The sequence below is a fragment of the Loktanella sp. IMCC34160 genome, assembly GCF_004145845.1.
Taxonomy (GTDB): Bacteria; Pseudomonadota; Alphaproteobacteria; order Rhodobacterales; family Rhodobacteraceae; genus SELP01.
The window spans coordinates 221326-247037 of the sequence record NZ_SELP01000006.1 but is presented as its reverse complement, the minus strand read 5'-3'; the positions used below and the strand labels follow the sequence as shown (position 1 = coordinate 247037).

21 protein-coding genes are annotated in these 25712 nt (G+C 58.1%); 8 read left to right on the top strand and 13 right to left on the bottom strand.

The window, feature by feature from the left end; translation table 11 throughout:
* Positions 1-338 (bottom strand): hypothetical protein (locus EU803_RS18760; protein ID WP_207209223.1); only part of this gene is annotated, 338 nt, incomplete at its 3' end.
* Between the two features lie 3 nt (positions 339-341).
* Complete coding sequence (locus tag EU803_RS15900) at positions 342-3410, bottom strand: hypothetical protein (RefSeq protein WP_129684622.1); 3069 nt, start codon at positions 3408-3410, stop codon at positions 342-344.
* Between the two features lie 299 nt (positions 3411-3709).
* On the opposite strand from EU803_RS15900, the gene EU803_RS15895 reads away from it, so the two are divergent.
* Positions 3710-3907 carry a hypothetical protein gene (locus EU803_RS15895; RefSeq protein ID WP_129684620.1) on the top strand — a complete coding sequence of 66 codons (198 nt, stop codon included), beginning with the start codon at positions 3710-3712 and terminating at the stop codon, positions 3905-3907.
* A gap of 552 nt (positions 3908-4459) precedes the next feature.
* On the opposite strand, the gene EU803_RS15890 is transcribed toward EU803_RS15895, so the two are convergent.
* Positions 4460-4753 carry a hypothetical protein gene (locus EU803_RS15890; protein ID WP_129684618.1) on the bottom strand — a complete coding sequence of 98 codons (294 nt, stop codon included), beginning with the start codon at positions 4751-4753 and terminating at the stop codon, positions 4460-4462.
* Positions 4754-4935: 182 nt separating this feature from the next.
* Between EU803_RS15890 and EU803_RS15885 the strand changes: the two genes are divergently transcribed.
* Entirely contained in the window at positions 4936-5205 is a 270-nt protein-coding gene (locus EU803_RS15885; RefSeq protein WP_129684616.1) for a type II toxin-antitoxin system VapB family antitoxin, read from the top strand.
* A complete protein-coding gene (locus EU803_RS15880) occupies positions 5205-5630 on the top strand; it encodes a type II toxin-antitoxin system VapC family toxin (RefSeq protein ID WP_129684614.1) in 426 nt (141 codons plus the stop codon). The genes EU803_RS15885 and EU803_RS15880 overlap by 1 nt, the downstream gene beginning before the upstream one ends.
* A gap of 50 nt (positions 5631-5680) precedes the next feature.
* On the opposite strand, the gene EU803_RS15875 is transcribed toward EU803_RS15880, so the two are convergent.
* The gene (locus EU803_RS15875; RefSeq protein WP_129684612.1) at positions 5681-6961 is read right to left on the bottom strand and encodes a helix-turn-helix domain-containing protein; all 1281 of its coding nucleotides are present in this window, start codon (positions 6959-6961) and stop codon (positions 5681-5683) included.
* Positions 6962-7427: 466 nt separating this feature from the next.
* Here EU803_RS15875 and EU803_RS15870 point away from each other — a divergent pair, with 466 nt between their 5' ends.
* The gene (locus tag EU803_RS15870; protein WP_129684610.1) at positions 7428-7634 is read left to right on the top strand and encodes a hypothetical protein; all 207 of its coding nucleotides are present in this window, start codon (positions 7428-7430) and stop codon (positions 7632-7634) included.
* Here EU803_RS15870 and EU803_RS15865 read toward each other — a convergent pair.
* From EU803_RS15865 to EU803_RS15855, 4 genes are all read right to left on the bottom strand, one after another.
* Positions 7628-8845, bottom strand: coding sequence for a DUF1173 family protein (locus EU803_RS15865; protein WP_165352880.1), 1218 nt, complete (start codon positions 8843-8845; stop codon positions 7628-7630). The genes EU803_RS15870 and EU803_RS15865 overlap by 7 nt on opposite strands.
* A gap of 16 nt (positions 8846-8861) precedes the next feature.
* The gene (locus tag EU803_RS18665) at positions 8862-9296 is read right to left on the bottom strand and encodes a hypothetical protein (RefSeq protein WP_165352879.1); all 435 of its coding nucleotides are present in this window, start codon (positions 9294-9296) and stop codon (positions 8862-8864) included.
* Positions 9297-9375: 79 nt separating this feature from the next.
* The gene (locus EU803_RS15860) at positions 9376-9912 is read right to left on the bottom strand and encodes a DUF2726 domain-containing protein (protein ID WP_165352878.1); all 537 of its coding nucleotides are present in this window, start codon (positions 9910-9912) and stop codon (positions 9376-9378) included.
* On the bottom strand, positions 9905-10612 hold the full coding sequence (locus EU803_RS15855) for a thioredoxin domain-containing protein (protein WP_347400088.1): 708 nt from the start codon (positions 10610-10612) through the stop codon (positions 9905-9907). Before EU803_RS15855 ends, EU803_RS15860 begins: the two co-directional genes overlap by 8 nt.
* A gap of 62 nt (positions 10613-10674) precedes the next feature.
* Between EU803_RS15855 and EU803_RS15850 the strand changes: the two genes are divergently transcribed.
* Genes EU803_RS15850 through EU803_RS15840 form a run of 3 tightly spaced genes read left to right on the top strand, consistent with a single transcriptional unit; the run spans position 10675 to position 16475 of the window.
* Positions 10675-13098, top strand: a complete 2424-nt coding sequence (locus EU803_RS15850) for a type IV secretion system DNA-binding domain-containing protein (protein WP_129684602.1) — start codon at positions 10675-10677, stop codon at positions 13096-13098.
* A 3-nt stretch (positions 13099-13101) separates the two neighbouring features.
* Positions 13102-16050, top strand: a complete 2949-nt coding sequence (mobF, locus tag EU803_RS15845; RefSeq protein WP_129684600.1) for a MobF family relaxase — start codon at positions 13102-13104, stop codon at positions 16048-16050.
* A complete protein-coding gene (locus EU803_RS15840) occupies positions 16047-16475 on the top strand; it encodes a hypothetical protein (protein WP_129684598.1) in 429 nt (142 codons plus the stop codon). Before mobF ends, EU803_RS15840 begins: the two co-directional genes overlap by 4 nt.
* A gap of 97 nt (positions 16476-16572) precedes the next feature.
* On the opposite strand, the gene EU803_RS15835 is transcribed toward EU803_RS15840, so the two are convergent.
* Positions 16573-16860, bottom strand: coding sequence for a hypothetical protein (locus EU803_RS15835; RefSeq protein WP_129684596.1), 288 nt, complete (start codon positions 16858-16860; stop codon positions 16573-16575).
* Between the two features lie 1020 nt (positions 16861-17880).
* Here EU803_RS15835 and EU803_RS18660 point away from each other — a divergent pair.
* Complete coding sequence (locus EU803_RS18660) at positions 17881-18051, top strand: hypothetical protein (protein WP_165352876.1); 171 nt, start codon at positions 17881-17883, stop codon at positions 18049-18051.
* Positions 18052-18414: 363 nt separating this feature from the next.
* On the opposite strand, the gene EU803_RS18900 is transcribed toward EU803_RS18660, so the two are convergent.
* The 4 genes from EU803_RS18900 to EU803_RS15810 form a co-directional block, all read right to left on the bottom strand.
* Positions 18415-18627, bottom strand: coding sequence for an RHS repeat-associated core domain-containing protein (locus EU803_RS18900; RefSeq protein WP_347400087.1), 213 nt, complete (start codon positions 18625-18627; stop codon positions 18415-18417).
* Positions 18628-18806: 179 nt separating this feature from the next.
* The gene (locus EU803_RS15820; protein ID WP_165352875.1) at positions 18807-19274 is read right to left on the bottom strand and encodes a hypothetical protein; all 468 of its coding nucleotides are present in this window, start codon (positions 19272-19274) and stop codon (positions 18807-18809) included.
* Entirely contained in the window at positions 19262-23782 is a 4521-nt protein-coding gene (locus EU803_RS15815) for an RHS repeat-associated core domain-containing protein (protein WP_129684590.1), read from the bottom strand. Before EU803_RS15815 ends, EU803_RS15820 begins: the two co-directional genes overlap by 13 nt.
* 544 nt (positions 23783-24326) lie before the next feature.
* On the bottom strand, positions 24327-25694 hold the full coding sequence (locus tag EU803_RS15810; protein ID WP_129684589.1) for a GspE/PulE family protein: 1368 nt from the start codon (positions 25692-25694) through the stop codon (positions 24327-24329).
* Positions 25695-25712: the final 18 nt, after the last annotated feature.

Genomic DNA, 25712 nt, shown 5'->3' with positions numbered 1-25712 from the left:
TTGTGACCTTGGGTGTCATCGTTGCAATGTTTGTTTGGTACACCATAGGGGAGCCCGATCCGAACTAACAGGATACGAGGATTCTTCCGGAGCGGCCGTTGGCGCAGATGCAGCGAAAGGGCGTTTTGTTCGCTTACCAGTTCGCCGATGCCTCGAATTTGCAGACGCAGCGAATGACCGCAAAGCGGGCTACGATCGCAGCATCTTGACCTGTCGATGAAAGGCAGCTGTGGGCCGCCCAAGTTTGCGCCTTGGCGATGCTTGAATTCAACAGCTTGCGCGATAGTCAATGAAATTCCGCGGATCCAAGTATTAATTCTCAGGTCGTTGGCTGCCATGAGCTAGTCGGAAAGGCGCTCGCGAGTGATAGCGATTCGGGGTTGCGTGATCGCACCCAACCGCGACCCATTGTGACGAGATCGACGCAGATCTCGAGCTAGCCGCTCAATCCCACGACGGCTTGCCAGGTGAAGAAGGACCGGGCTCGGCGCGTCGAAGAAAAACCCAAATAGGGGGTCGTTCTCTGTGCTGCTGCGGCCATGTTCGGCATTCGAGGCTGTTATGCGGTCGTTCTTTTCTGCGGCCGCAATCGCGCGTGCCCATGCCTTCGCAGTGTGGGCACGTTGGTACAAGTCGATGCGCCTTAGCAGGCGATAGCAGAGCTCTTCGGCTGTGTTGGCAATTCTAGCGAAACCTCGCGCTCGTGCTCGCACTGCGCAAGGATAAGCATATGTAGCGAAAGCGCGCAACAAACGTCCTTGCGCTGCCAAAGTGCGCCCGGCCTCCAGCAGTAAGCGGAGAAGTGTCCGTTCGGAACATCCGGTGCGAAGCACTTCCTCGAAAACCGTCTCTAGGGCTTCTTCCGCAGCGTCTGGGCTAAACTTCCGGACCGCATGGGCATTGGCTATCATAAAGCCGATCGCTTCGTGCTGACCGACTCCATTCGCAGCCTTATAAACCTCGTTTGTGGCCTTCGCTGCAATTATTTCTGGATCAACACCCATCTTTGCCATCGCCGCGAAGCGGATATGAGTCATTTCCGGTGTCATCGTTTCGGCTTTGTTAAGCGACATAAGCGCCAGCCCGAAATCGCCTTCCAGGTAGTTGAGGTGAGCTGCACGGGCGGTCAAACGCTTCCTGAAGGTATTTTCAGACGACTTCTGTTTAGGCCTAGGAAGGGACGTCCACATAGCTTCAGCTTCCTCAAGGGTTTTCCAGACCTCCTTTAGATTTCCTAGTTCTGCTAACACCAATGACTCGTCAAACTTTGCAAATATCCTCTCTTCGACACTTGTCGCGTCTACATTAAGCTTTTGAAAGCATTCGAGGGCCTGTGAGAGCATCCCGAGATCGAGTAGTGCGTACCCGCATTCCCGAATAAAAGATGGATGGAAAGACGGGTGCAGAGCAGGATGAGGTTTCCCGAGCCGACCATCCTCGCTCATCAACTGTAGCAGCTCTGCTGCGTATCCGAATGCCCCATGCCGTTTGGAGAGAGCACGGGCTGCACTTCCCACTCTCGGTCCACGATTGAACCAAGTATTCCGATTAATGTACCTCTGGTAAACCTCGGAGTAGCAAAAGTTTACAACGTCTTCGGGGTCGCAACCGTGCTTTTCTGAGCCGGGCGCGGACGGAAACTCGGACCAATGCCCGGTTACGTCAGCGAGTTCAGGATGCGCGTCTGGATCAAGTTGGCCGGCAGCGGCCATCAGGTGTCTGATTGTTTCGCCTGCTAGGAAAACGCTGTGGCGATGCTGCATTGGGAAATATGGAAACTCTTCACGCAAGACATCCTTGTTTTGATTCTGGTGCCATAGACGCCACGCAATGCGATAATGGGCCTCCGCTCGCTGTTCGGGCTCAGACCTACGCCATTGATCCTGAACCAGCGCCTTGATTCCTATGCCCAAGGCGAACACCTTCTTTTCGATGACATGACCGGCACGGTTGAACGTGTTGAGAGGCGCCCGCAATGGAGTCCGATCATCTGCGACGATATTCTCAAAAGTATCGAGTTTAACTTCCCGGAGACGCACATCTCCTTTTGGACAATGCGTTGAAGGCCTTACGAGTGCCTCATAACCACCATAAGAAAGCCAGTGGAGCGCCGTGGAGCAGTATCTAAGTGCGTGCAGCTCAGACCGGCGCGAACCGACCTCAGCAAGCCGAAGATAGCCTACAATATCGTCGTGAAGCATTTCGATATCTTCCGGCCAGGGGCGAGGGCCGGCCAAGGCTGCAAAACCACGCGTTGGGTCAAAGTATCCGAAGTTACCAAGATCGCTTGCGAAGAACGCCCTTAGTCGAAGGTTGGCAGGCCAGACCTCACGGTCGAGGCGAACTTGGTCGGTCTCATAGTGCCACTGGGCGCGCTTGAGCCGGTTACCCTCAATCATCGCTTCCGGTATGGCGCGCGCCGCTCGATAATGGGCCTCCATTTTCCGGTAGTCCTTGAACCTCGAGCCGGTATACCGGAGGGCATCAATCAGTTCGCCGGCGAGCGCCGAGGATGTCGCAACGCTACCATGACGTTCCAAGACCTCCTCCATCGCCATCGATCGGCCTATTGAGAGCAACCTGCAGGGGCCAGATTCGTGGGCGCGGACCATCTCGTCGACGAAGATCCGCGAAGGCTGCCCTTCCGCGTGTGTCCAGTTGCTGCGGGCTGGTAGATGACAAGCATCGCAGAACACCAAGAGGAGCTTTTGTCGGTGCACGATTTCGGCGAGCGTTACTGGCAGCCTTCCGTCAGAAGGTTGCTCCCCAAACTCTGCGGCAAGGTCTCGCATTTCCTTGAGGAAAGGAGCCTCGGGGTTAGTGCAACGAACGAATACAATCTCTGAATAGAGAGCTGACAGATCAGGGTGGCTTGCCAAAGACCGCGCGGCCAAAGGTGCGCCCGACCATGGTTCCGCGGGCCAGTGCACAACCGGAAATTCACCGCAGACCAAGGCGGTCTTTAGCTTCCGTGCCGCAGCACGCTCTTGACTTCCCATGTGAGGATGGGTGGTTGCCCTTTTGACGACTACGCGCTTGACGGGGTGTAGCGTGACAAGCCCTACATCCATAGCGGATGACGGCTGTTTATTGTCGGAATCGGTGGAGAATAGAGCGTCAATCTGCTTACTGCCATCGGCACCGAAGATATCGCCAACAGCCAGTGCGTTCTCAATCTTTGCACGGAGGGCCGACGACTCCTGGAGCGCGCATTCGAGCCACTGCCCGGTCCCCGGCTGCGAAAGGATGCGCGAAATTGAAGCCTCGGACCCTCCCTTACTGGGGAGACGGTCGACCTCAGAGAGGAATTTCTGCAGCTTCTTATTGCCCATTCGCCGAAAGGTTTCTGGGCGGATGTTTTTCAAGTATCGCAGTCGGTCGATATGGCTCAGATAGTCTTCATCTAGCATATTGCGGCCTCCCAGTCTTTCGGGGCGCATCGGTGCCGAGCCGTGCCCCGTATTGCAATGTTCTCATTTAAAGATCAGTTGAGTTCGCGTTGCGAGAGTTTTGCAAGGCTTATCTGTAGTCTAAATGAGGATATCTCATGAAGATCTTTCAGCGCCCGAAAGCCTAAAGATTGCAGTGCCGGACCGGACTGCCTTTTTTTCAGGCGTACAGGTTAACAGATCAAAGGACGGACAGCATACCAACGACACGGGGTCAGCGTTCAATGATCTCGGGCGAACTCGGATACCGGAGAAAACTAATGCTGTACATTGCACTGACCGCCACCGTTGCTTTGCTTTATTCCCACGCGGCAATCGAAGCGTGCCAAGAAGAATGTAAGAACCGAGCCCATCGTGTGCGCGAGATCGGTCTCGCTATTTCATATTGGGGCCTCTGCGGATCAAAAGGCGTCGAACTCTGGTTCTATTACGCGACTGTCCAGCACTCTGTCGTCTGAACTACACAGACATAAAACGCGCGCTCGCGGCGAACGGCAGCAATGCGTGCTGCGACCGCAGCAAACGAAGGACATCCCCAAGGTCGGCAAAGGGCCGGGCACGACCTGAAGGCAGACGATGGGGCAGGTAAATGACTTTGCAAAGTCCGCTTTTGCGCAATGCATCACTTTCCGTCCGCAGCGGTCAGCCGCCGAGTCCGGAACACCACTTCGGGCTGAGTCACCACGACCGGCCGCGGGGGAGGGGGCATCTCGCCACAGTTGCCGCAGGCCTCGCTGGCGTCAAAGCCTCGGGGGCCACCGCACCAATTGCATGACATGGCTTGAACGTTCATCGTGCCTCCGAATGATTGCGATTTGCGAGGGAAGGATTGTCGACTTCGCCGAAACACCCGAAGACCGACCCCCGCCGGTCGCCAAGACGGCTGGCGGGCTTTTTCGCGATCGCCGTGACGGGCGCAATCTTCGGTGTCCTGGCGACGGCATGGCTCTGCCTTGGGATCGGCATCATGGTCTTGCTCCTGAGATCCCCGCGAACGACGGATGACGGCTCTAGCGATTGCTGTTGATCCAGCCGGACAGCAGCGAACGACTCCGGAAGCACTCGTCCGGGATCTGCCGGCGCTTCATCCTTGCGATCCGCTCGGCAAACTGGACCTGCCGCGAGGACGGAAGATCGTTCATCGATGGCTTCTGGCTCGCCTGCTGATCGATCCAGTCACTCATCGCCTTTCGATCCTGCTGAACCTCCCAGGGCAAGACGACGTGGTTTCGGGCAGCAAGGCTCCGGGCATAGGCGATCTGTTTTGGCGTCGCCGGGAGCGGGTTTCCAAAATCATGGTGCATAGGACGCATCCTCAGATGACAATCTATACCGGGAACATAGCACGAACGCGACACCACATCTAGTCATTTTATGGTAGATCACCACCAGATGGGGGCATTTCTCCCGCGGGCAGTGTAAGTCAGACAGAAGCCGACTTCTCGCTGCCCATTGCATTTCTCGCGAATGAATATACATTATTGCTATGCTGGATATTCGAAAGGGATATACCGTGCCACTCTACATCCGAGACGAAGTCGTCAACAATCTCGCTGACAAACTGGCAGCAACCGCGGGCCTGACCAAGACCGACGCCGTCCGATTGGCCCTCGAAAGCCAACTGGACGCGCTCAGCCAACAGAAGAGCCTGGCCCAGAGAGTGGCCGGTCTGCGGAAGCGCGCAAGGGATCTCGGCCTTGGTCCTGACGGCTTTGACGACAAGCCGCTCATGGATGACCTTTCCGGAGGTCTCTGATGTTCGTGGATGCATCGGCCATCGTGGCGATCTTGAAAGACGAGCCCGAGGCGGACGGGTTTCTGGCCGCACTCGAAGCCGCAAAGGGAAAGGTCTATTCCTCGCCGATTGCGCGTTTCGAGGCTGTGATTTCGCTGGCCATGGCGATGGCGCGCGCGCATGGCAGGGCGCACTTTGATGATGCAATGCATGAAGCCGCTGAAGAGATGGTGGCGAGCCTGCTCGTAGAGGCCGGCGCAAAGGATATTCATATCTCCGACTCGATCGGCCGGGACGCCCGCGCCACGGCGGCCAAATACGGCAAGCTGGTTGGCCATCCTGCAAAGCTGAACATGGGCGATTGCTTTGCCTATGCCTGCGCCAAAGCCTATCGGCTTCAGCTCCTCTACAAGGGCGACGACTTCGTCCACACCGATCTGGCCTAGCGCAGCGGCCTCGGCCAACACGGAGGCGATCGCGAGGTAATCCTCCAACATCAGCTCTGACCCCGCTCCTCTTCCTTGGCGCGCCTTGCAACCAGCCCCATCCAGCCCGCGACGAGGTTTAGCTCATCGCGCTTGGCCGCTCTGGTCATGCCCCGGAAGTATCCACCTGGGTTGGCCACGGGCTGTATTGGGTCGGAGACCTTCGCATCGGTCAGGACACCGGCGACAATCGCACCCAGAAGACCCATTTGGTAGAGGGCGTCATGCCAGGCCGAAATATTGGTGCCGATCTCGGAGAGCCGGGTCCAGACACCGGTTTCGATCGCATAAAGCGTGGGATTGGGGTTCGGGTTACCACTGGCCGCGATGTCGATGTGCATCCGCATCTCTTCCGAGGCGAAGGCATAGAGCCCGTAGTTGCTGATCCTTGGCAACAAGAGACCCGCCTTGATCTCCTCACCGGCTTCGCCATCCTGCTTTTCTAAGCAGCGTGACGGGCCGTCAGGCCCGGCACCAACAAGATGAGCGTCCGAGGGCTTGCCCGAGGTCCGCTTATCCTCGCCCGTGGCGTTACAGGACAATATCCTTTCTTCTATTTGGTCTTGTATATGACACCGGTCGCCAGAGTCCGGTTGACCGGACATTTCTTCATGGAGTTTCTGCGACTCCTGCACGATTTCCACAAGCCGCATGAGGAGTTCCCGAGCTGTCTCGACATGCTCTTCAAGGACCGGGAGACTCATCGAGATCAGCCGGTCCGAGCGCGGCCAGTCGATGAAGGACGCCTTCAAGGCGATCAGCTCCGCAGAGTGTACACCCAACTCGCCTAACGTCTCAAAGGTGGCCTTGACGTGGCGCAGCAGTCGCGAACGATCACCACGAAGAGCGTCGTGCAGCTGGCGTTCCTCCCGGAGGCTCTCCACGGCATCGAGCATGTCGCCGATCCGGTTCAGGGCGGGGGTAAGATAGAGCCCCAGCCGCTTGCGCTTGCAGCGCGAACCATTGGCGCCAAGACGTCGGTCGATCAGGCCGATGGCTTCCAGCTGTGCCTCATGGCGCCGCAGGCTCCGACCGTTGAGAGGGCGTTCTCCCAGCAAGGTTTCCTGCCGCGCATAGCAGAAGGGATCCACGAAGGGATCGGTGAAGCTGGTGGGCGAGACCAGGTCGATGATGGTCTCAAGGGTGCGCACGCATTCGGCGGAACATCCCTGGATCTGGGCGTAGGACACGCAGAGCTGACGAAACCGGTCGCGGTTCCAGCCCTCCGGAAGGCCGTTGTGATACTGTTGGCGGGCCTGCCTGCGCGCGGCCCCGACTTGAATGAAGGTCATTTGCTCGTTCCTCACTGTTGAACGAGGCAGGCCAGCTTAACATTGGGCAAAACTTTTCTGTTCGCGAAATCGCGTTTGGGACTTGCCTGATTGTTAGGAGATCGGTAGATTCTGGCTAGAGTTTGAGCCTTACGGGATTGCCGTCCCATGGTTTTCTACCAATCCCCCTCGCTAGGTTGCCGCCTCGCGGGGGGTTGCTTTTTCGGGGTATTGAAGTTCCTTTGATTGAATTTTCGGGGGAAAGAGGACTGTTTCCGAAGAACTGATCAGCGCCTGGAAATGCCGGATCCCAGGTCACTTCTCGCGCACAGGTTGACGTTGATGGCACCGCGTCGATCCGCCAGATCCAAATTCATGCTGCCCTCCACGACACTGATAGTTTAGGGCCGGGCGCCGCTTTTCCGGGTCGATCCTGAAACTCCGGACGGTTCTGGAGAGGGGTCTCGACAAGGGCCCGGAGACAGCTGTGAACCGCCTCGGCGTCATAGCCAGCCTGCTCGCAGATCTGGGTGAACCAGCGGCTGGGGGAGCTGCCAATCCAGCGCTCCGCCTCGAGACGGTGATAATGATGATCCGCTCGTCGCGAACAAAGATCCCGCACGACCCGTATCAGGATGCTCTGGAACAACCGCCGTTCGGCTTCGGCATCAACCGCGAAACTCCGCGTCATTGAACCCTCCCATAGGCGGAGGGAGCGCGGGGAAGGGCCGGCATCCCGTCTTCGCCTGCCCAGACCCAAGTCTCATATCCGGCGTCCTGAGCCTCGCTCTGGGCCTCGTCAAAGAGTTGCAGGGCTTGGCCGGGCCGCGAGGCGAACATCAGCGTCGCCACGTCGAGGTCAGTGGCGAGCATCGTCGCCTTGGGCGCGGCCAGCGGGAGATCGTAGCGCAGGGAAGTCAGAAACGCGCGGTTTGAAGACTGCATCGCCTCAATCAGCTCGGCCTCGCGGATGTGCTCGAAGGGCAGCCAGTCGCCGGTGACCAGCATCAGGCCCATTTGATGGAGGATGGGATAGCCCGCCTCGGCAAAGCTGAAGGTCGATAGGGTCATGATGTGGCTCCCCTCGACCATGTCGCGAAGCCCAAGAGCGGTGCTCGCGACCTTCTCGAAACGGGAGAGGAACTCATGCGGGGCGAAGAGGGGCAGGTCGGACAGATGCTTGAAGGTGAACTTGGCACCCCGCGCCGTCGCAGTATGGTCCTTGTATTCCGCAATCAGGATGCCGAACGGGCGGCCGCGGTCGCTGTCGTCATACAGATGCCGGAGCGCTTTGCTGCGGCGTCCGGCGATCTCGGCTTTGGCGTTCAGGGAAAACGGCTCGGGGATGAAGAGCCGCGTCGCAAGAGGCATGGATTTGGTGATCCGCCCCTCGGCCGCGCCCAGAAGCGCGGATCGGACGACGCCCCAGTTGCGCTTGCCCCGCATGGCAGGAACCCATTTGTGTAGCGCGGCTTCCTCCCAGAGGTAGTGCAGAAGCCCGGTCAGACCGAGTTTGCGGGGGCTGCTCGTGACCTCTGTACTCATGGCGCCTGACGCGGGCGGGGGCGCGTCCCGCGCGGGTCCCTTGCTGAGCGGGAAGTCCAGTTTGAGCCGCGTGGTCCCATCCTCGGGCTGTTCCTCGATCGCCGTCCCCTGAAGCGGGCCGCGCCCCGAGAACCCCTCCGGCGGCGCGAAGGACGGGCAATCGGGTGCGTGGGCGGCCCCGGACTCGGGCATCCGCTTGACCAGGATCAGACCATGGACCTTGGCGAGATACATTTCCGGGCGGGCCGGAGAACAGGCACAGATCAGCCGGACGCCTTTCCCGTGCAGCCGTCCCAGAAGGATCTGGCCGTCCTCGGTCTCCGGGTCGATCTCCTGATCTCTGTAGAAGAAACGCTGCATGGGACAGTGAACCGGCTCACCCGGCCGGGCAGAGCTCAAGGGTGGCGCGCCGGCCGATATCGGATGCGGCATCGACCCTGCGGAGGATACCGGAGCCCCAGCCGTAGTCGTACTGCCGCAAGTGCAGGATATAGGGCTGGTCGTGGTCCGTGCCTGCGGCACGCGCCACGCGACCGTCGCTGTAGTAGCTGGTCGTTTCCTGTCGCTCTGTAATTTTGAGGCACGCAAAGTAGTCCCACTGGTTCGGGCCAATGTAGTTGTCGGAGCCCACCTTGGTGATGCGGAGATTGCGGGGGTCTCTGCCGCGGCTGAAACTATACGCCTCAACGGCCACACGGGTGATTTCGGCGCTCGATGGTTGCTGGGGCATGTCTTCCCGTGTCGCCGGGGCATTCGACATGCAGCCCGCAAGCCCTGTGGCCATAAGTGCTGCCGCTACGATTTTCTTCATTGTTGGGGTCCTCTGTTCTTGCTATTTTAGGTCAGAATTGCTGACGTGGTTTACATAATATCCATTATCAGATTTCGACCTACAGTTTCTCGCGAGCGGAAAACGCCACTTCAAGTTGCTTTCGAAGATCCGATTCATTCCAGCGCGCAGGGACTTCAATGAGAGGCAGGCCGGCGCGAGCAAGCACACGGCGTTTCAGCGTGTCGCGGCGCTCTGCGTCTCGCCCATCACGGCGGGTGCGACCCCAATGCCCCGAGCCCTGATACTCGACAACCGCAACGGGCCGATAGTCGGCGGCGATGATCACCATATCGGCGCGCTTTGCATTGAACGACCAAAAGAGCTTTCGGTCTGACGTTTTCAGGAACTCTCCATAGCTGACCTGAGGGAAGACCATCATGTCCAGAAAACCAGCCTGCCTTAGCAGTCGGGCTATCGCTGCCCGCAAGACCTGCTCGGAAGAGTTGCAGATCGCTACGACGGTAATGGAAGAACGCAAGCCTCCCCGACCGAGGGCGACCGCGACGGCGGTCGCGCCCAAGCCAAGGATCAGACCGGCAGCCAAAACGGTGGACAGCTCCGGAAAGGTGGATGGGATTGTCGGCCAGTTAGTCACCTGCCAGCCCCCTGTCCTGCGGGGTGAGCGCCGCCTCCAGTCGTTCGACGTCAGCATATCCCCGGATGATGACGGTACTGGTGACAAAGCCGGGTGTTCCGGAGATACCAAGTGTCCGCGCCAGCCCGTGAGTGGTGGTAATTTGGGAGCGGATGCTTTCGTCTTCGGCCATTGCGAGGATCGGAGCAGGGTCAAACCCTTGGTCCAACAAAAACTGTGGCAAGTTCTGAAGCTCCCGCCTGTCACCAGACATCAAAGCATGATGGGCCGTGAGGTAAGCGTCCTCGCCTTCCACCTGCCGCAATGCTTCCATCACCAAGGCGGCCTGTACGCTTGCCTCGCCCAAGATGGGAAACTGAAGTACGCGCCGAACTGTGCCCGGCTCTCGCGCCAGCAATGCTTGGACTTGGGGTTCAGCCTGACGGCAGTAGCTGCATTGGTAATCAATAAACTCGACCAGGACGGGTGCCTCACCATCTTTGTCGCCAAACAACGCCGCCGCGTTCTGTTCGATCAGTGACCGGTCTGTGGCAACCTGAGCGGCCACATCGCGCGCTTCCAAGAGAGCAAGAGCTTCAAGAATGATTTCGGGGTTTCGAAGTAGAGTGTCACGCACAGCGGCATCAAGCGCCGGGTCAGAGGCGGAAACACTTGGCAACAGTAGACCGAAGCCAGTTACAACTATTCGCACTATGCCCATTGCCATATCATGTCGCCATTTTCAATTGTAACATATTTTGTTTCTCTGCATAGTCCGGCACTATGTCAAGACATTCCCATTCCGATCATTTCATTCGCGGCGGCCAAACCATGCAGCACTGGTTGCGCATGGCGGCCCAGGTCATCAAAGGCGGGACTGCATTTGCCGCGCTCGTCTTCTTCCTGACCTACGTCACGCTTTGCGCGTCCTATTACCGGGTCAGCCTTATGCATCTGACCTGGGCGCACTGGCTCGCAACCTTCGCTGTCGAGAACCGTGGCGAGCCGCAAAAGCCGATCCGGTTCAACGATCCGGACGCGGGATGGATCGAGCGGTCGGCAGAGGACATTTATCTCGACGAAGACATTCGTGCGATCTCGCGGGACTATAATGAAAAGGCGATCACCTTTGCATGGTGGAGCTTGCCCCCTGCCCTGTTCGCGTTTCTCATTGTCTTCGGATTCTTCTATTTTGCAGGGCGGCGGCTCGACGGCGACGAACACGTCCGGGGCACGCACTTGGTCTCCGCCCGTGATCTCAAGCGCTGGTCGGACCAGAAATGGAAGGCCTACCGCAAGAAGTTTGGCAAGGCGTTCAAGACCGGACCACAGTACACCGTTGCAGGCATCAAGTTCCCGCCCAACGCCGTCGAGGCCCAGACCGCAATTTGCGGGACGGTCGGGACCGGCAAGTCCAACGCGATCAAGGAGCTGCTGACCACAGTCCGGGATCACGGGGGTCGCGCGATCATTTACGACCGCATGGGGGCCTTTGTCCGCGACTTCTATGACCCTGCGCGGGACATCATCATCAACCCCTTCGACGCCCGGTCCAGGATCTGGACTCCCTTTGCCGAGGCCGAAGGACCCGAGTTCTTCACCCAGATGGCCGAAGTTCTGATCCCCGATCGTGATGGCGGCGGTGATCAGTTCTGGACCCAGGCGGCACGGATCGTATTCGATTATGCAGCTCAACAGATCTACAAGTCCGGGGAGTCGTCAAACGCCCGCCTGCGCGACGCGATCCTGAGCATACCGGCCGAGGAGTTGGCCGATCTGATCAGAGCCACGCCGGGACAACACTTCTTCAATGAAGAGATCAAGAAGACCTCCGGGTCAATCCGCGCGAACCTGATCGCCGAGCTGCGGTTTCTGGAGTTCCTGCGAGACGACGACGGTTTTGTCGATCAAGACGGCGTCGTGACCAGGCGCGCACCATTTTCCATTCGCAAATGGATCAAGGAGGACGGGCAAGGCTTCGTCTTTCTGACCGGGGACGCGGAACACGCGGCCGCAACGCGCAATATCATTTCCACCATCTTCGAGGTCGGGGCGAATGCGCTGATGACCTGCGAAGAGGCAAATGATCCTCGGGTCTGGTTCATCATCGACGAGGTTCCGACCCTGAACCGAATGCCTTTCCTACCCAAGAGCCTAGCCGAGATCCGCCAGTTCGGCGGCGCCTTTGTCATCGGATACCAGGTCTACTCCCAGCTCGAAGGCATCTATGGCGACAAGGGCGCCCAGACCATCGCCGGCAACCTCAACAATCGCATCATCTTCAACACGCCGGATGCCGACACCGCCGAGCGGTTCTCCAAAGCGTTGGGGTCCGAGGATGTCGAGGAACGGCGCGAAAGCATAACGGTCGGCGCACATGAGACCCGCGACGGTGTAGGCTTCATGAGCCAGCGGACCGAACGTCGGATCGTGACCGCGTCGCAGATACAGTCCCTGCCGCAGTTCGAGGGCTATGTCCGTTTCGCCTATGACGCACCCACGGCCTTCGTGCGGTTCGAACCGTTCGCGACCGAAGCAAGAGCACCCAAGTTCATCCCCTATCACGGTTCCGGGATGGCTGAGGGTGGGATGGAGGTGCGGAGCACGGAGCAGCTCCTCGCCAGTGGTGCTGCGCCAAACACCTTGCCCTTCCTGCATCGCCCCCGCGATATTCAGCGACAGGAGTTCGATCGGTGGCGCAATCGCTTGTCCGCATCCGGTCACGCCTATCTGCTCGATCCTGAGCGCGACGCGACGCCGGATTGGATTTTCTTCGCACACCAAAGAGCGAAGGCGATTGCGACAGTTGCAGTCCCGCCGCCGCCTGCGTTCCTCGGACCGATGATTGATGGATCGGGATATGTGATCCCTGAAGGGTTCAATCCCGGCGAGTTTCCCACGTCGGAGCCCGACCGGCCTCCAGTCCACAAAGGCAATCGCCAGCCCGAAGAAGACCAAGCTGCCTGGGAAACGCCCCGCGCTGAACAACCTGAGTTCCGGGCGACCAATGTCCAAGATCAAACCGGCATCCACTCACCAGCCAACGAGTCGCCAAACAGTGCGGCAGCTACTGCTCTCGCACAAAGCAGTGACGATGACATGTCCAAGACCGAACGTGGAGCATTCACGAGGCGAAAGTCATCCAAGAGGCGGTCGGCCCGCGAGCAATCCTTGAACTCGATCCTGCAATTGGGCCTGGAGGACTGAACTATGATGGCAGCAACACCTGTAAGTCCTGGCGCGGCCGCAAGCGGCTACTACAAGTCGGAAGGCTACTACAAGGCGGGATCGCCGGAAGCCGATGCGGCGGCAGAGTGGTTCGGTAAGGCGGCGAACGAGCTTGGTCTGGCCGGGCGGGTCGATGATGCCCTCTTTGCCTCGATGCTCGAGGGCCAGACCTATGAGAAAGCCGGAGAGGGTTTGACCAAAGGCCGTCTCATGGGGCGCTATGTCGATGGTGAGCGCCAGCATAGGGCGGGTCTTGATCTGACGTTTTCTGCTCCGAAGTCGCTCTCTGTTGCGGCGCTGGTCTTCGGCGACAACAGGTTGATCGAGGCCCATGACAAGGCGGTCCGAACGGCCATGCACTATGTCGAAGCTGAACTCATCCAGACCCGTCGAGCCAAGAATGGCGAGATAGACATCGTCACCGGCGGCAAGATCATCGCAGGTCTCTTCCGGCACGACAGTTCGCGCGCACTGGATCCGCAACTCCACACCCATGCGGTGATTGCCAACATGGTCAAGAATCCTGACGGACACTCCACCGCACTCTATACAGATCTCCTGTTCAGGACGCAGAAGCTTGGGTCCGAGATCTACCGAAACGAACTCGCGAGGGACGCCGCCGCCCTTGGCTATCGTGTCGAACGGCAAGGCAAGGATCAGCTCGTGGAGTTGAAAGATGTGCCACCCGAGCTCACTGCGCGGTACTCAAAGCGGCGCGCGGAAATCGAGAAGGCATTGGCGGGACGAGGAATGGCCGATACGGCCAAGACCGCAGAACTGGCCGCGCTCGCAACCCGCACCGCGAAGACCAAAGACCTTGACCGGCAGGAGCTGAAGGCCGCCTGGGAGCGCGAAGCCGAAGCAACCGGCATCGACAAAGACCAGATGGCCCGGATTGTCCAGGCCACGAAGGAACGGGCGCAATTCCATGTTCCAGGAGTTGTTCGCTCCGGATCAGAGGCCCCTGCCCCCTCGGACGCCGTCGCAAGCCTTCGGCAGGCCATTGCCCATATTTCAGAAACCGCTGTCCACTACAGTGAGAAAGACCTGATTGGTGAGGCCCTGAAGTTTGCCAATACCGCCGACCTAGGTCAGATCGAAAACGCCATTGCGGAGGCAAAGCGCGAATACATTCTGGTCCCGGCCAAAGTCGTCACGGCAAAGGAGCCGCAGTGGACCGATGTCGTTACGCTGACGCAGGAACGCGCGATGGCCCGGTTGTTTCGGCAGGGTCAAAAGGTCGCCGCGATCCGCCTTCCTCGATACTACGACAGGAACGGTACAGTCGACCGGCGACCGCAGAAGGCGCTGGAAAAGCGCCTTTCTCAGACTTCGCTAACTCCGGGACAAAAGAACGCAGTCACAACGGCGCTGACGGGCCAAGGGCGGGTCGTCGGTGTGCAGGGTTACGCCGGAACCGGCAAAACTTTCGCGCTCGCCCATTTGGTCAAAGAGGCGCAAAGGGCGGGGTACACGGTCGAAGGCGTGGCTCCTTCCGCGCAGGCCGTCGCCCAGCTCAGCGAAGCCCTGCCAACCAGCGAAACACTTCAGGCCCGCCTCCTCCGCCAACGATCAGCGGACAGAGACAACGATCCGCGCAAGACAATCCTGGTCGTTGACGAAGCCTCGATGGTCTCCACCAAACAGATGCGGACCCTTCTTCATCAAGCCGAGGAGAGCAAGATCGCCCGGGTCGTCCTAGTCGGTGACGTTCAGCAACTCGACAGCGTTGCCGCAGGCACACCTTTCGCCCTCCTCCAAAGGCTCGGGATGAGAACCGCGGTCATGGATGACATTCAGCGGCAACGGAATGTCGACGCGCTTGCCGTTGTAAACCATGCGATCGCGGGAGAGGTGCAGGAAGCTTTTAGGCGCATCCAGAACATCGATACGCCCAAAGAAGGTGCTGCCGTCGGCGCGGCCCAACGCTGGCTGGCGCTCGATGCCGATCAGAGAAGGACGACCGGTCTGGTGACGCCGTCGAACCGAACCCGGGAAGCGATCAACACCGAGATCCGCGACGGGCTGAAGGCCGAAGGCACCCTCGGTCTAGAGGACCGGTCGCTTCCGACCTTGACCCCGTTGCGGATGTCGCGCGCCCAGGTTGCTGACCCCCGCTCCTATCGCATTGGCGACATCGTGATCCCGCATCAGTCCGTGAAGGCCGCAGGATTAGTTCGGGGTCATCAATACGAAGTCGTCGAGATCACCGGCAAACAAACCGGGTTGATCCTTAAAGACATGGCGGGCGGTGCCGCCCTGCCCTTCTCCCCTCAACAAAACTCGAAGGCCGCCGCCTCGGTCGATGTCTACGAACCCTCGCAGAAAGACTTCGCGGAGAACGAACGGATCAAGTTCCGCATTGCCGACAAATCGCTCCGGATCAAGAACGGGGACACTGGGCAGATCGTGCAAACCGACGGCGACCAGATTCATATTCGAATGTCGGACAGCACGATCCGCGCCCTGCCCCTCGACAGTCTCGCGGCCCGTGGCCTCGATCACGGCTACGCCCTGACCGCGCATGACTTCCAGGGGGCAACAGTCGATCGGATCATCGTTGCCATGACCGCCAACGAGACCCTCGCCGATCAGAAGAACTTCTACGTCGCGGTGTCTCGCGCACGCGATGAGATCACCCTCGTCACGGACAAGCCCGAGGATCTCGCCCGCAGGCTTGAAGAACAGACGGGCCAGAAGATCACGGCCCTCGAGGCCTGGATCGATGCGGAGAAAGACCTCCGCGGCGCGGAAGCTGCCAAGGACGCGGACAAAGTGGAAAAAGCCGAGGTGCCACACAAGGACAACCGCGAGCACCTCCTGTCCGCGTCCGAACGCACTGACGAGACCCACGAAGATCGAAAAGACAGCTATCGAGGACCTGAAGCGGCCCGGATGATTGATAGGGAGAGAGGAGATTGGGAACGATGAAACAGGAAGAACGCCAAAGAGTTCGGCTGGTTCTTGGGCACAAAGCTATCGCCATTGCGTCTGCTGTGGCAGGGAGCGACACGATCACACAAGATCATTTGGAAGAGGCCATAGATCGGTTGGAACGAAGGCAGGCGCGCTCTGATCAGCAACTGTTCCTCGAGCAACTTCAAATGATCAACGAAAACCTGATCCGGCTCCGACATATGGTTGCGGCTCTGGCTGCTAGCACGGATGAAGAAGTGCACATGGTGGTGGCCAAGTTGGTCACCGATCTTGGCAACAGGCAGATTGAAAAAGCGAGTGATGCGATGCTGGACGTACCAGGGCTTGTGGCCCTACAAGATCGGGCCGCTGCACAGTTGGCTATTGAGGAACTTCGCGAGTCCAAAATTGCGAAGGTCGAAAGCGAACTCGATTTGTGACAGTCTAGGTCTACCACACAAAACTCACTAGAACCCGGATCGTCCCAGTACCTTGAACAAACCCAATCGTGAATAACTAGGTTGACCTTCATGCGAGTCAGCGGATTGCCGTACTTCTAAGAAGTTCGGCCAAAGTTGACACCGTCAATATTTTTCGTCTCCGCAGATGAAATAGTCCTTCGCCACAGAAATACTGCGCAAAGTCAAATTCGAAATCCCTTCCTATTTCTGTGCTTAAGAGTTCGAGGAATTCGCCCGCATCGTCGCCATCGATACCGACATCAAGGTTGATTGAGAGGTCAAGGGAAAGCTGCGACTCAATCACACCATAGTGCTTTCGCAAAACTGTAAGAATGGCCTCAATTTCTCTATCGAACCCGGGCATTACCAGCACCGGTAGATACGATAGAGGTCGTATCCCACAATGCCATACCCAATCACTGGCAACCAACGTCCGATGGCTCTTCCTACAACAGGGGTTCTTGGCCATGGCCAGCGTCGAGGGTTTGGTGTGTAAACTGGACGAGCAAGTCTTTGTGGGAAAAGCTTCGAATGATAGTAACTCTGCATTGAACTTCCCCAGCTACTGCCTGGTGACCTGAACCTTTTTGGCATAGCTGCAACAGATCCATCGACTGCGCTAGCGCCACCGGCGGCGCTGATGATATCGGAACTAGGCAAGCGGCAAGTACAGTTCTTCTGTTCCAGGTGGTCGGCATACTGGTTCAATAAATATCCGCCAACCGCACCTGCAACAACCCAAGCCAAAGGAACAAGTGGAATAAATTCCCCCCTCGGATCCACATACCGCCCCGGGTTCTGCCGCGCGTATCCGTAGACACTTGCCCCATCCACCAGCCCCAGCGGGTCGGCCTGCATGTAGCGCCCCGTCGTCGGATCGTAGTCCCGCATCCAGTTCTGGTGCAGCCCGGTCTCGGCCTGAAACCACTGACCCGGAAACCGCAGATCGATATTGGGTCCGGAACTCGCCACAACCTCGCCAAAGGGCCCGTAGCTCGCCGTCCAGACGACCGTCCCCGTATTGTCGGTGGCAAGCACCGGGCGGCCGATATGATCGGAGCGGACAAAGTAGAGTTGGTTGTTTTCCCATAGGGTGATCGAGAAGTCATGCAGTCCGGTTGGACTTCAACGTAGTGAGGCTACACCAAAGACTCGGGTCACTAGATACTGCGCTAGAAAGAATCCAAATGCACCTGGCAACCAAACTCCCGAAACTAGGTATAGCCCCTGCAATTCGCAATACCGCTCGAAAGCAGAGGAGACAATGTGAGACATTGAAGCACTCCAGTCGAAGAAGAGTGGATTAAAGAAAACCAAGATTCCGAACGCAACGTACTTTCGAGGCCTCATCATCGCTAGCAGAGTAGACTGCAGGACCATTGGAGTGAGTATTTCCGCGCCCGTTCTGCTGAAAGGTGCCATCCACGATGCTACGGCGATCCAACTAATTCCGAAAATAGCAGCCAACGAAGCCGCCAACAAAACCGTCGACATTCTCGATAGAATCTCTTGTCTGATTGCAGTCATCACTCACCCTCAATTCAGGATATTCTAGGGCCGAATGTACTCGTACCACCAATTTTTATTAGCCGATTGCGCAGCCTAGTAGGCCAAGATGTGGGCTGAAGATCTGCGAACGGTCCAACACCGGTGAGTATGAGCGATACTGCGCTTGCGCACCCCAACACACCACCGCCACCATATTGATCAATACGCTGGCGGATTATTTGCTCCTCTGCAAGTGTTGTAGGGAAAACGAATGCCTGAGTTTGAAAGTCACTTGGGTCGGAGGACTGAAGACTAAAATAGGCTCGGTCTGTTCGTGAATTTCTCAAGTAGGTGTCCCCTGATCCAGGCCAGTTCGGGCCGTAGCCGCCGGCATCGAATTGACAGCTACAATTGCCATTCGGATCATAGATCAAGTCTGGCAGTATGATGCTTGCGTGACCGAATCCCATCCCCTTTGGCGTTGAAACAAGAACGGTTGTTTCCTCCCCCTCGGATCAGTATACCGCCCCGGGTTCTGCAGCGCGTAGCCATAGAAGCTCGCTCCATCCACCAGCCCCAGTGGATCAGCCTGCATGTAGCGGCCAGTCGTCGGGTCGTAGTCCCGCATCCAGTTCTGGTGCAGGCACTACCAGAAGACCGGTCACATTTCAGATGGTTTGGTCAGATTCTGGCAACGCCAACCTCGATTCACCCCACCAGCCTCGCCAAAAAAATGGTGCAAGACGCCGGATCTCTGTACCTGCAACGTATGTATTGGGCAGGGCCAACGCAGCGGACTTGGCACAACAGACACCCTGATTGCTAGGCCTCACGAAGCAGCCCTATTTCGCTATTCTTGATAAACACAAGCCAATCCAAATCGTCATGCCAGCTCGAGACAACTACCTTTTGGTTGTTCCGCTCGAGCATCAAGACTGCCAACTCAAGATCTTGCGCGCCTAGGAAGTCGAATTCTTGTGCGCTTTCTCGAAAAGATTCATCATTTGGGAAAAACGCAGTCCATCCACCATAACTGCGCCGACTGGCCAGCTCTTCCCACATCCTGAAGGATGTCACTTCGATAGGCCCGCTGCATCCACTCAAATCGTCCTCCAAGTTGATGAGTTTCGCAGTGCCAAACCGACCAAGCATCCTCTCAATCGCAACGTTTCTCTCGGTTTCTGCGACCCCGGACCCAAAGAGCTTTGGGAGTCGTGACTCAAAAACACAATACTCAGCGCCAATATGGAGCAGAGACCATCTGTTTCGAGTTGCCTTCAGTTGCAACATGGATTTGGCTCATGACTTAGAAAAACAGTGCCAGAAACGATCGGCTCAACAAGTGGGAGATGCCATTTTCGAAATCTATCAATGTGCCAATGAGGGTAATACGCCCAATTTGGCCACCATTTTCTGATGGGGTGGCTCTCTATCCTGAACCCATATCGCTTCGTAAATCTACGATAGAGCGAATATGTGAAACGCGGCGCCACGCTATTTCCAGTGCTACCAAAGAACTTAAACGATTGCCCCACACCGCCACCCGTAATCGCACCAATACCCCCTGACAACCCAACCTGCCACCAGTTGATACAGGAAATCCTGAAGTCGTTTTCCCACATCTGTAAAAGGAAATCGACCCCCGCTCCAAAGGCGAAACCAAGTGCTGCAGCAACGCACCATGGGCATTGCCCGGTTGGATCCACATACCTCCCCGGGTTCTGCCGCGCGTAGCCATAGACGCTCGCCCCATCGACCAGCCCCAGTGGATCAGCCTGCATGTAGCGCCCTGTTGTCGGGTCGTAGTCCCGCATCCAGTTCTGGTGCAGCCCGGTCTCGGCCTGAAACCACTGCCCCGGAAAGCGCAGATCAATATTGGGTCCGGAACTCGCCACAACCTCGCCAAAGGGCCCGTAGCTCGCCGTCCAGACGACCGTCCCCGTGTTGTCGGTGGCAAGCACCGGGCGGCCGATATGATCGGAGCGGACAAAGTAGAGCTGGTTGTTTTCCCAAACGGCGACCAGCATGGACCCGGCCCAGATATACTCTCGGATCAAAGCGGATGTGCCGCTGGTGCTGTTAAAGAGGTATTCGGCGATCCGGTTGCCATTGTGATCGAAGACCGAATGAATCGTCTCGCCCGTTTGTGGGAAGTGGCGAACGGCCTGCTGGCCAAGGTGATTGTACTCATACTCGGCCTGCACAACGCCATCGATCGCGAACGACGACATCCGGTTCGCGGCGTCATAAGTGTAGCTGTAGATTTGACCGTTCAGGGTGTCCTGCACGACATTGCCCGCCGCATCGTAGACGAGCCCCCTGCTCCCGACCGGAAAGCTGATCGAACTCAGCCGGTTTGACTCGATGGGGTAGCTGAAGGTCTCGGTCGCAGTTATCCCACCAATGAGAGCGGTCAGGCTGGTCCGGTTGCCCACCCCGTCATAGTTGTAATCAAATTCTCCCCAAGGCCCATCGGCCGCGGCCAGAAACTCGCGATCCGTGTAGGCAAAGGTTTGGTCGTTGGCCGGGGAAAGCAGGTCCGTCACACCCGCAAGGTTGTCACGAATCGTCCAAGTATAGGCCATATTTCGGACGGTCGACCCGTTCACCTGATCGAGTTGACCGGTCAACCGATAGGAACTGTCATAGCTGGCCGAATAGCTGCCACCATCCCCTGTGGTAGCCGACGCCAGCGGGCCAAACGGCAGGTAGGTCATGTTGCTGATGGCGGTCTCACTCGGGAAATACCCCCCCGTGGTCGTATCGTATCCGCGCCAGATCAGCTTTTCGATGTTTCCGTTCTGATCGTAGGCGTAGATTAGGGCGGAGAGACTGGGATAGATGAGGCGATGGGGTTGCCCGGAGTCAATGTGGTCAAGATCGGCCCGATAGGTGACACCATCAATCGTGGCCCGATGACCGTTCGGATCGCCGGTCTGCACATCGTAGTAGTAGAAGTACCTCCCGGTCTTGTCGTCGACAAACCGTAGTTGGTGCTGACGGGCGTCGCCAGTTGCCCCAAAGTAGACAAAGTCGAGGTTTTGCGTTGCGTCGCCGACAAACTGTCTCGAGACAAGCCGCCCGGCGCTGTCGTAGCTGTAGGTCGAAACCTGCCCTCGCCCATCAGTGTATGACGTCACGAGTCCGCGACTGTCATAGCTGTAGCTGTGAGTCCCCCGATCGGCACTGACCTCGGTAATCACCTCACCAAACCCATTGTAGGTGAATAGCGTCTCGATCCCGCGGGGATCCGTGTAGCGGGTCAAGTCGCCGCTTGGATCATGGTCCATTGAGGTTGTGAAGTTTTCCCGATCGAGCTCGGCGGTCAGCCGTTTCAGCGCATCGTAGGTGAAACTGTCGGTCAGCCCGAGGCCATCCTCGACCTGTGCGACGTTGTCTTCAACATCGTGGGTGAAGCGCGTCACTTGCCCGTTCGAACCAAGGATTGCGAGCAAACGCCCAAGCTCGTCATATTGAGCCTCTTGCAGATAGGTGACGGTCGCGAGGGCGTTGCCATATTCGGTGCGTGTGACATTTCCCGCCACGTCGTACTCGAAATCCATGGTGTTCCCGGCCGGGTCGGTCAGGCTCGTGAGCCTCCGGGCGGAGTTGTAGACATAGGACCATTGCCGACCAAGGGGGTCCACAATCGAGATCAACTGGCCGACCTCATCATAGGTCATCGCCCAGGTATCGTTGCGGGCGCCAGGTTCAAAAACCGATTGGATAACGCGCCCGTCAATATCGTAGGTGAAGGTCCAGTCGAAGCCCCGCGCATCCGTCAAAGAGGCGGGCTGGCCACCGGACGAAAAACTCTGGATCTGGACAGTGCTTCCGTCCGGGTTTGTTATCCCAGTCATCCGCCCCTGCGCATCGTAGGTATATGAGGTCACGTCCTGAACCCCTTGGGATGCCAGACCCGGCCCGTCCATCGCTGCGAGAACCTTCAGGCCCGACGCAAGTGTCGTATAGGTAAAAGCCCATGTTCTCGATTGTCCGTTGGACGGGCTCGACACCAGAACATCAGTCTGGGTGTAGCTTGTCAGCATACCGTCGGGATCATAGACGAAGGTTTCCGCCAATTCGTCAGTTGTCCGGGTCAACGGCTTACGGAGATCCGCGTGCCAGGTGTATGTGGTGACGCGTGGCAAGAGGCCGTCCGCGTCCTCGGTCCGCGTAAGAATGCGACCTTCCGCATCCCGGGTGAACCTGGTCACTGACCCGTTTCGCTCGGTACGTTCGTAAAGAAACCCTTCGGGTTGTCCCGGCGGGGGCACATAGGAATAGAGCGCCGTCGTCGCCAAACAGTTGGGCGTCAGTACGCCGTCGACCCGTGTCGTGACCGAGCGCGCACCTACGCTGCTGAACTGATGATCCTCTTCGCGGCCAGATGGCCAGGTGAATCCGGTCGCGTCAACCGTGAAGGCGTCCGCGCCGTCCGCATGTTGGGTGGAGATTGCGGGCCTTGGGGTGTAGATTTCGTCGCGACGAAAGATCGGTAGATTTGAAGTCAACTCCCCAAGGTCATAACTGAATTCCGCAAAACCAGTCCCACCGCTCCGACCATCGGCAATCGAAGTCAAGAGAAGCGGGAACATGTAGTGCTCTTCAAATACACCAGTTAGGTCAGGTATTTCCTGATACCTATAAGACGCCCGCAGTTGGATGGTCTGTTGCGCCAGATCTTCCAGAGTGACTGTCGAAAGAGGAGGATAGTCGGGGTACTGGAGGTTTCTAAGATAGGTGTAATTGACCCTAAGTTCCGGATTGAAGTTGGAAGCGTAGTCGGTGTCGATCGCGATAGATGTCAGAAGCTCTCTCGACGTATTTGGCACTGCGGTCGATGACCAGGTGAACTCAGCTCGATTTCCACGATTGTCACTGACGACCGTAATTAGGCCGTTTGAACGCGAGACCGAAATCGTGTAGCCATCCGGCCAGATTATTTCGCTTAGCGGGCGATCGAAGACGTCCTGAGCATCATATTGCCTGACAACCCCCGAGCCATCCTCAACAATCAACCGCTTGTTGTAGTAGCCATTGTCGACATAGGTCACCGCGAGATTGTTGCCGACAGAGCGCGGCGTATAGCTTCCGTCATTCTCAAAATACAGCCTGGTTCCGTCGGACCTAAGAAGGATGTGGATGTTCAACAGATGATTGTAGCGGAAGATGTCGTTGAACTCGGATCGCCAGACGCCAGCAAAAGCTAGCCGGCTCAAATTGGGGTTGAAGTCGTGATAGAGATCAAAATTGGAGCGGTAGTCCCGAGAGATGTGGAATCGCGGCTCCATCGATGAACGCCAGTCAATTTCAGACTGTGTCTTGACCCGCGAGGCTAGTTCGATTGGGTTCCCCGCGCCTGGCCTTGACTGGCCGTACAACGGCGTTTCACCACCTTCGTCGACTTTACAGATAAGCTGTTCTCTCGGACAAGCGCCGACAACGCGGATAAAGGAATCATTGTCGGGATCCGCATCATTGTTTTCTGGCTTCTCATCATCTTGGTAAGCGCAGTAGAGCTGAACCCATGAAGTCTTTCCATATTTATCAACACACTGGCGCTGAAATACAGTCTGGCCTTCGTAATTCGCCTCGTAGAATTCGCCATCGTAATATAACCCGGGCACAACGGTCAGCCCAAGAAATTCACATGCATCGCCTGGCGCTTCGCTCCAACCTGGCACGGGCGCTGTCGGCTGGCCCCATTGCTCTCCTACCATTCTGATCTCGGCCACGGCCGATGCTGAAGCCGAAACCCACATGGCCGCAGCCAGCAAAAAAATACGTCCAATCATCAACGCCCCCACGCCACTCAACCGGAAATAACATCATCAATATCCCACCACCTTAAGGCGAGAAGGGCATGGCGCAAGTCCCCAATTGCGTGCCGATACGGATTTGGACGCTTATGTGGGCAGCCGCTTTGAATTTGAGCACGCAGGCTCTGGAGTGCTACCTAGCAACTCTCCCCACCTTGAACCCGACTTTCCTACGATTGGAGGTCGCGCTGAGCCGCCCTTCGAAGGCATCGTTTTCCCAAGGTGTCTGGACCAAAATCCCATCGACTGGCCGCCCTTCCTCTGTGGCAACCATGATGGCCTCACCCGCGAGGGGGAGGAGGAGAGCACGGGCGGTGTCTTCCTTGATCTGATCGAGATGCAAAGTCGCCAGTCGCGCGAGGGTGCGGGCTTGAGCGCCGGAACGGCTTTGTGCCAGGACGATGAGGGAAGAGAGCAGGACGAGGGCAAGGAGGGTTGAGACAAGGATGATCCCGGACTGGCCCTCCCGGATAGCCCTAATGGCGAACCGCTGCCTAGGTTCAGATCCCGCTGTCATTGTTCACCCCTCCTCTGGCACCCAGATCTCTGCCTTGAGAGTGCGGTGGTCCTCTCCCTCGCCGATGACGAGGGCCTGCTGCAGGACACCGATCAGGACCTCATCCACGAGATAGGCGGGCACGCCAAGGTTGATGAACCGCTCGCGGGCAACACGGGGGGCACTGGCGTGGACGGTCGCAAGGACCAGCCGCCCGACGAGGGCCGCCCGACAGGCCATCTCGGCGGTCTCGGCGTCCCGAACCTCGCCGATCATCAGGACATCCGGATCCTGCCGCAGCATGGTTCGAAGCACGGTTCCAAAATGCAGCCCGAGCGCGGGATTTACCTGTACCTGCTCGACCCCGGCGATCTGCTGTTCGACCGGATCTTCGACGGTGATGATCTTGCGGGCGCCGTCATTGAGATGGCTGAGGGCGGTATAGAGCGTTGTGGTCTTGCCGGATCCGGTGGGACCAGAAACCAGAAGCAGGCCTGCGGGGCGTTCGATCAGCGAGAGCACCTTTGCCTGGTCCTCCTCGGTGAACCCAAGTTCGGCCCAACCCTTACGATAGCTGTCGGGGTCGAGGAGACGGCAGACCATGCTTTCGCCATGGACTGTTGGCAGGGTGGAAAGACGCAACTCGATGTTACGGCCGCCAAGATACCGCCGACAGCTGCCATCCTGCGGAAGGCGACGCTCGGTGACGCTCATGCCGCCGAGGAGCTTTAGACGGGCGATGAGTTCCGCCGGACGCGGCACGGGCGCAGGATGGGCGCGCAGAACACCTTCGACGCGCAGCCGGACGCGCAGCCCCTCGCCCGCGGCCTCGAGATGAATGTCAGACGCCCCGCAGTCGGCAGCCTCCCGGATCAGCTGATCGAGCGCGCGGGCCGTCTCGCCGTCCTCGGGATCAAAGCGTGGCTTGGGCGTCGTCTCGCTCCCCGTCCCCTTGGCAGGGATGTCCTCTGCCAGGAGGCGCCTGATAACCGAGGGGGCGGCGACAATGATCTGGCCCTTCCTGCGCAGCCGAAACCCCACCTCTTCGAGGGTTGCGTCATCTGAGGGGTGCTGCGTTGCGATGGCGCCGGACGGATCCGCAAGGGGCACGACCCCATGTAAACGACAAAAGGCGCGTGAGAGCGCCTCAAGGGCCGGGAGGTCAGCCGTGGCCGGATCATCTCTCCCGAGAAACCTCAGGCCAAGGGTCCCTGCGAGCGCCTGCAGGATCGCCTCCGCCTGCGCCTCGGGAAGGTTGCCCGCGAGCTGGTCGAGGCTTGCGCCCGTCCCCGACACCTGACCCAGAAGATCTTCCGCGGCTGTCTTCGGCAGCTTTCCCGCGCTGACGAGACCTTCGAGCAAGTCCCGCACCTCTTTCAGTTGCACCTTCACGCCATACTTCCCGAATTG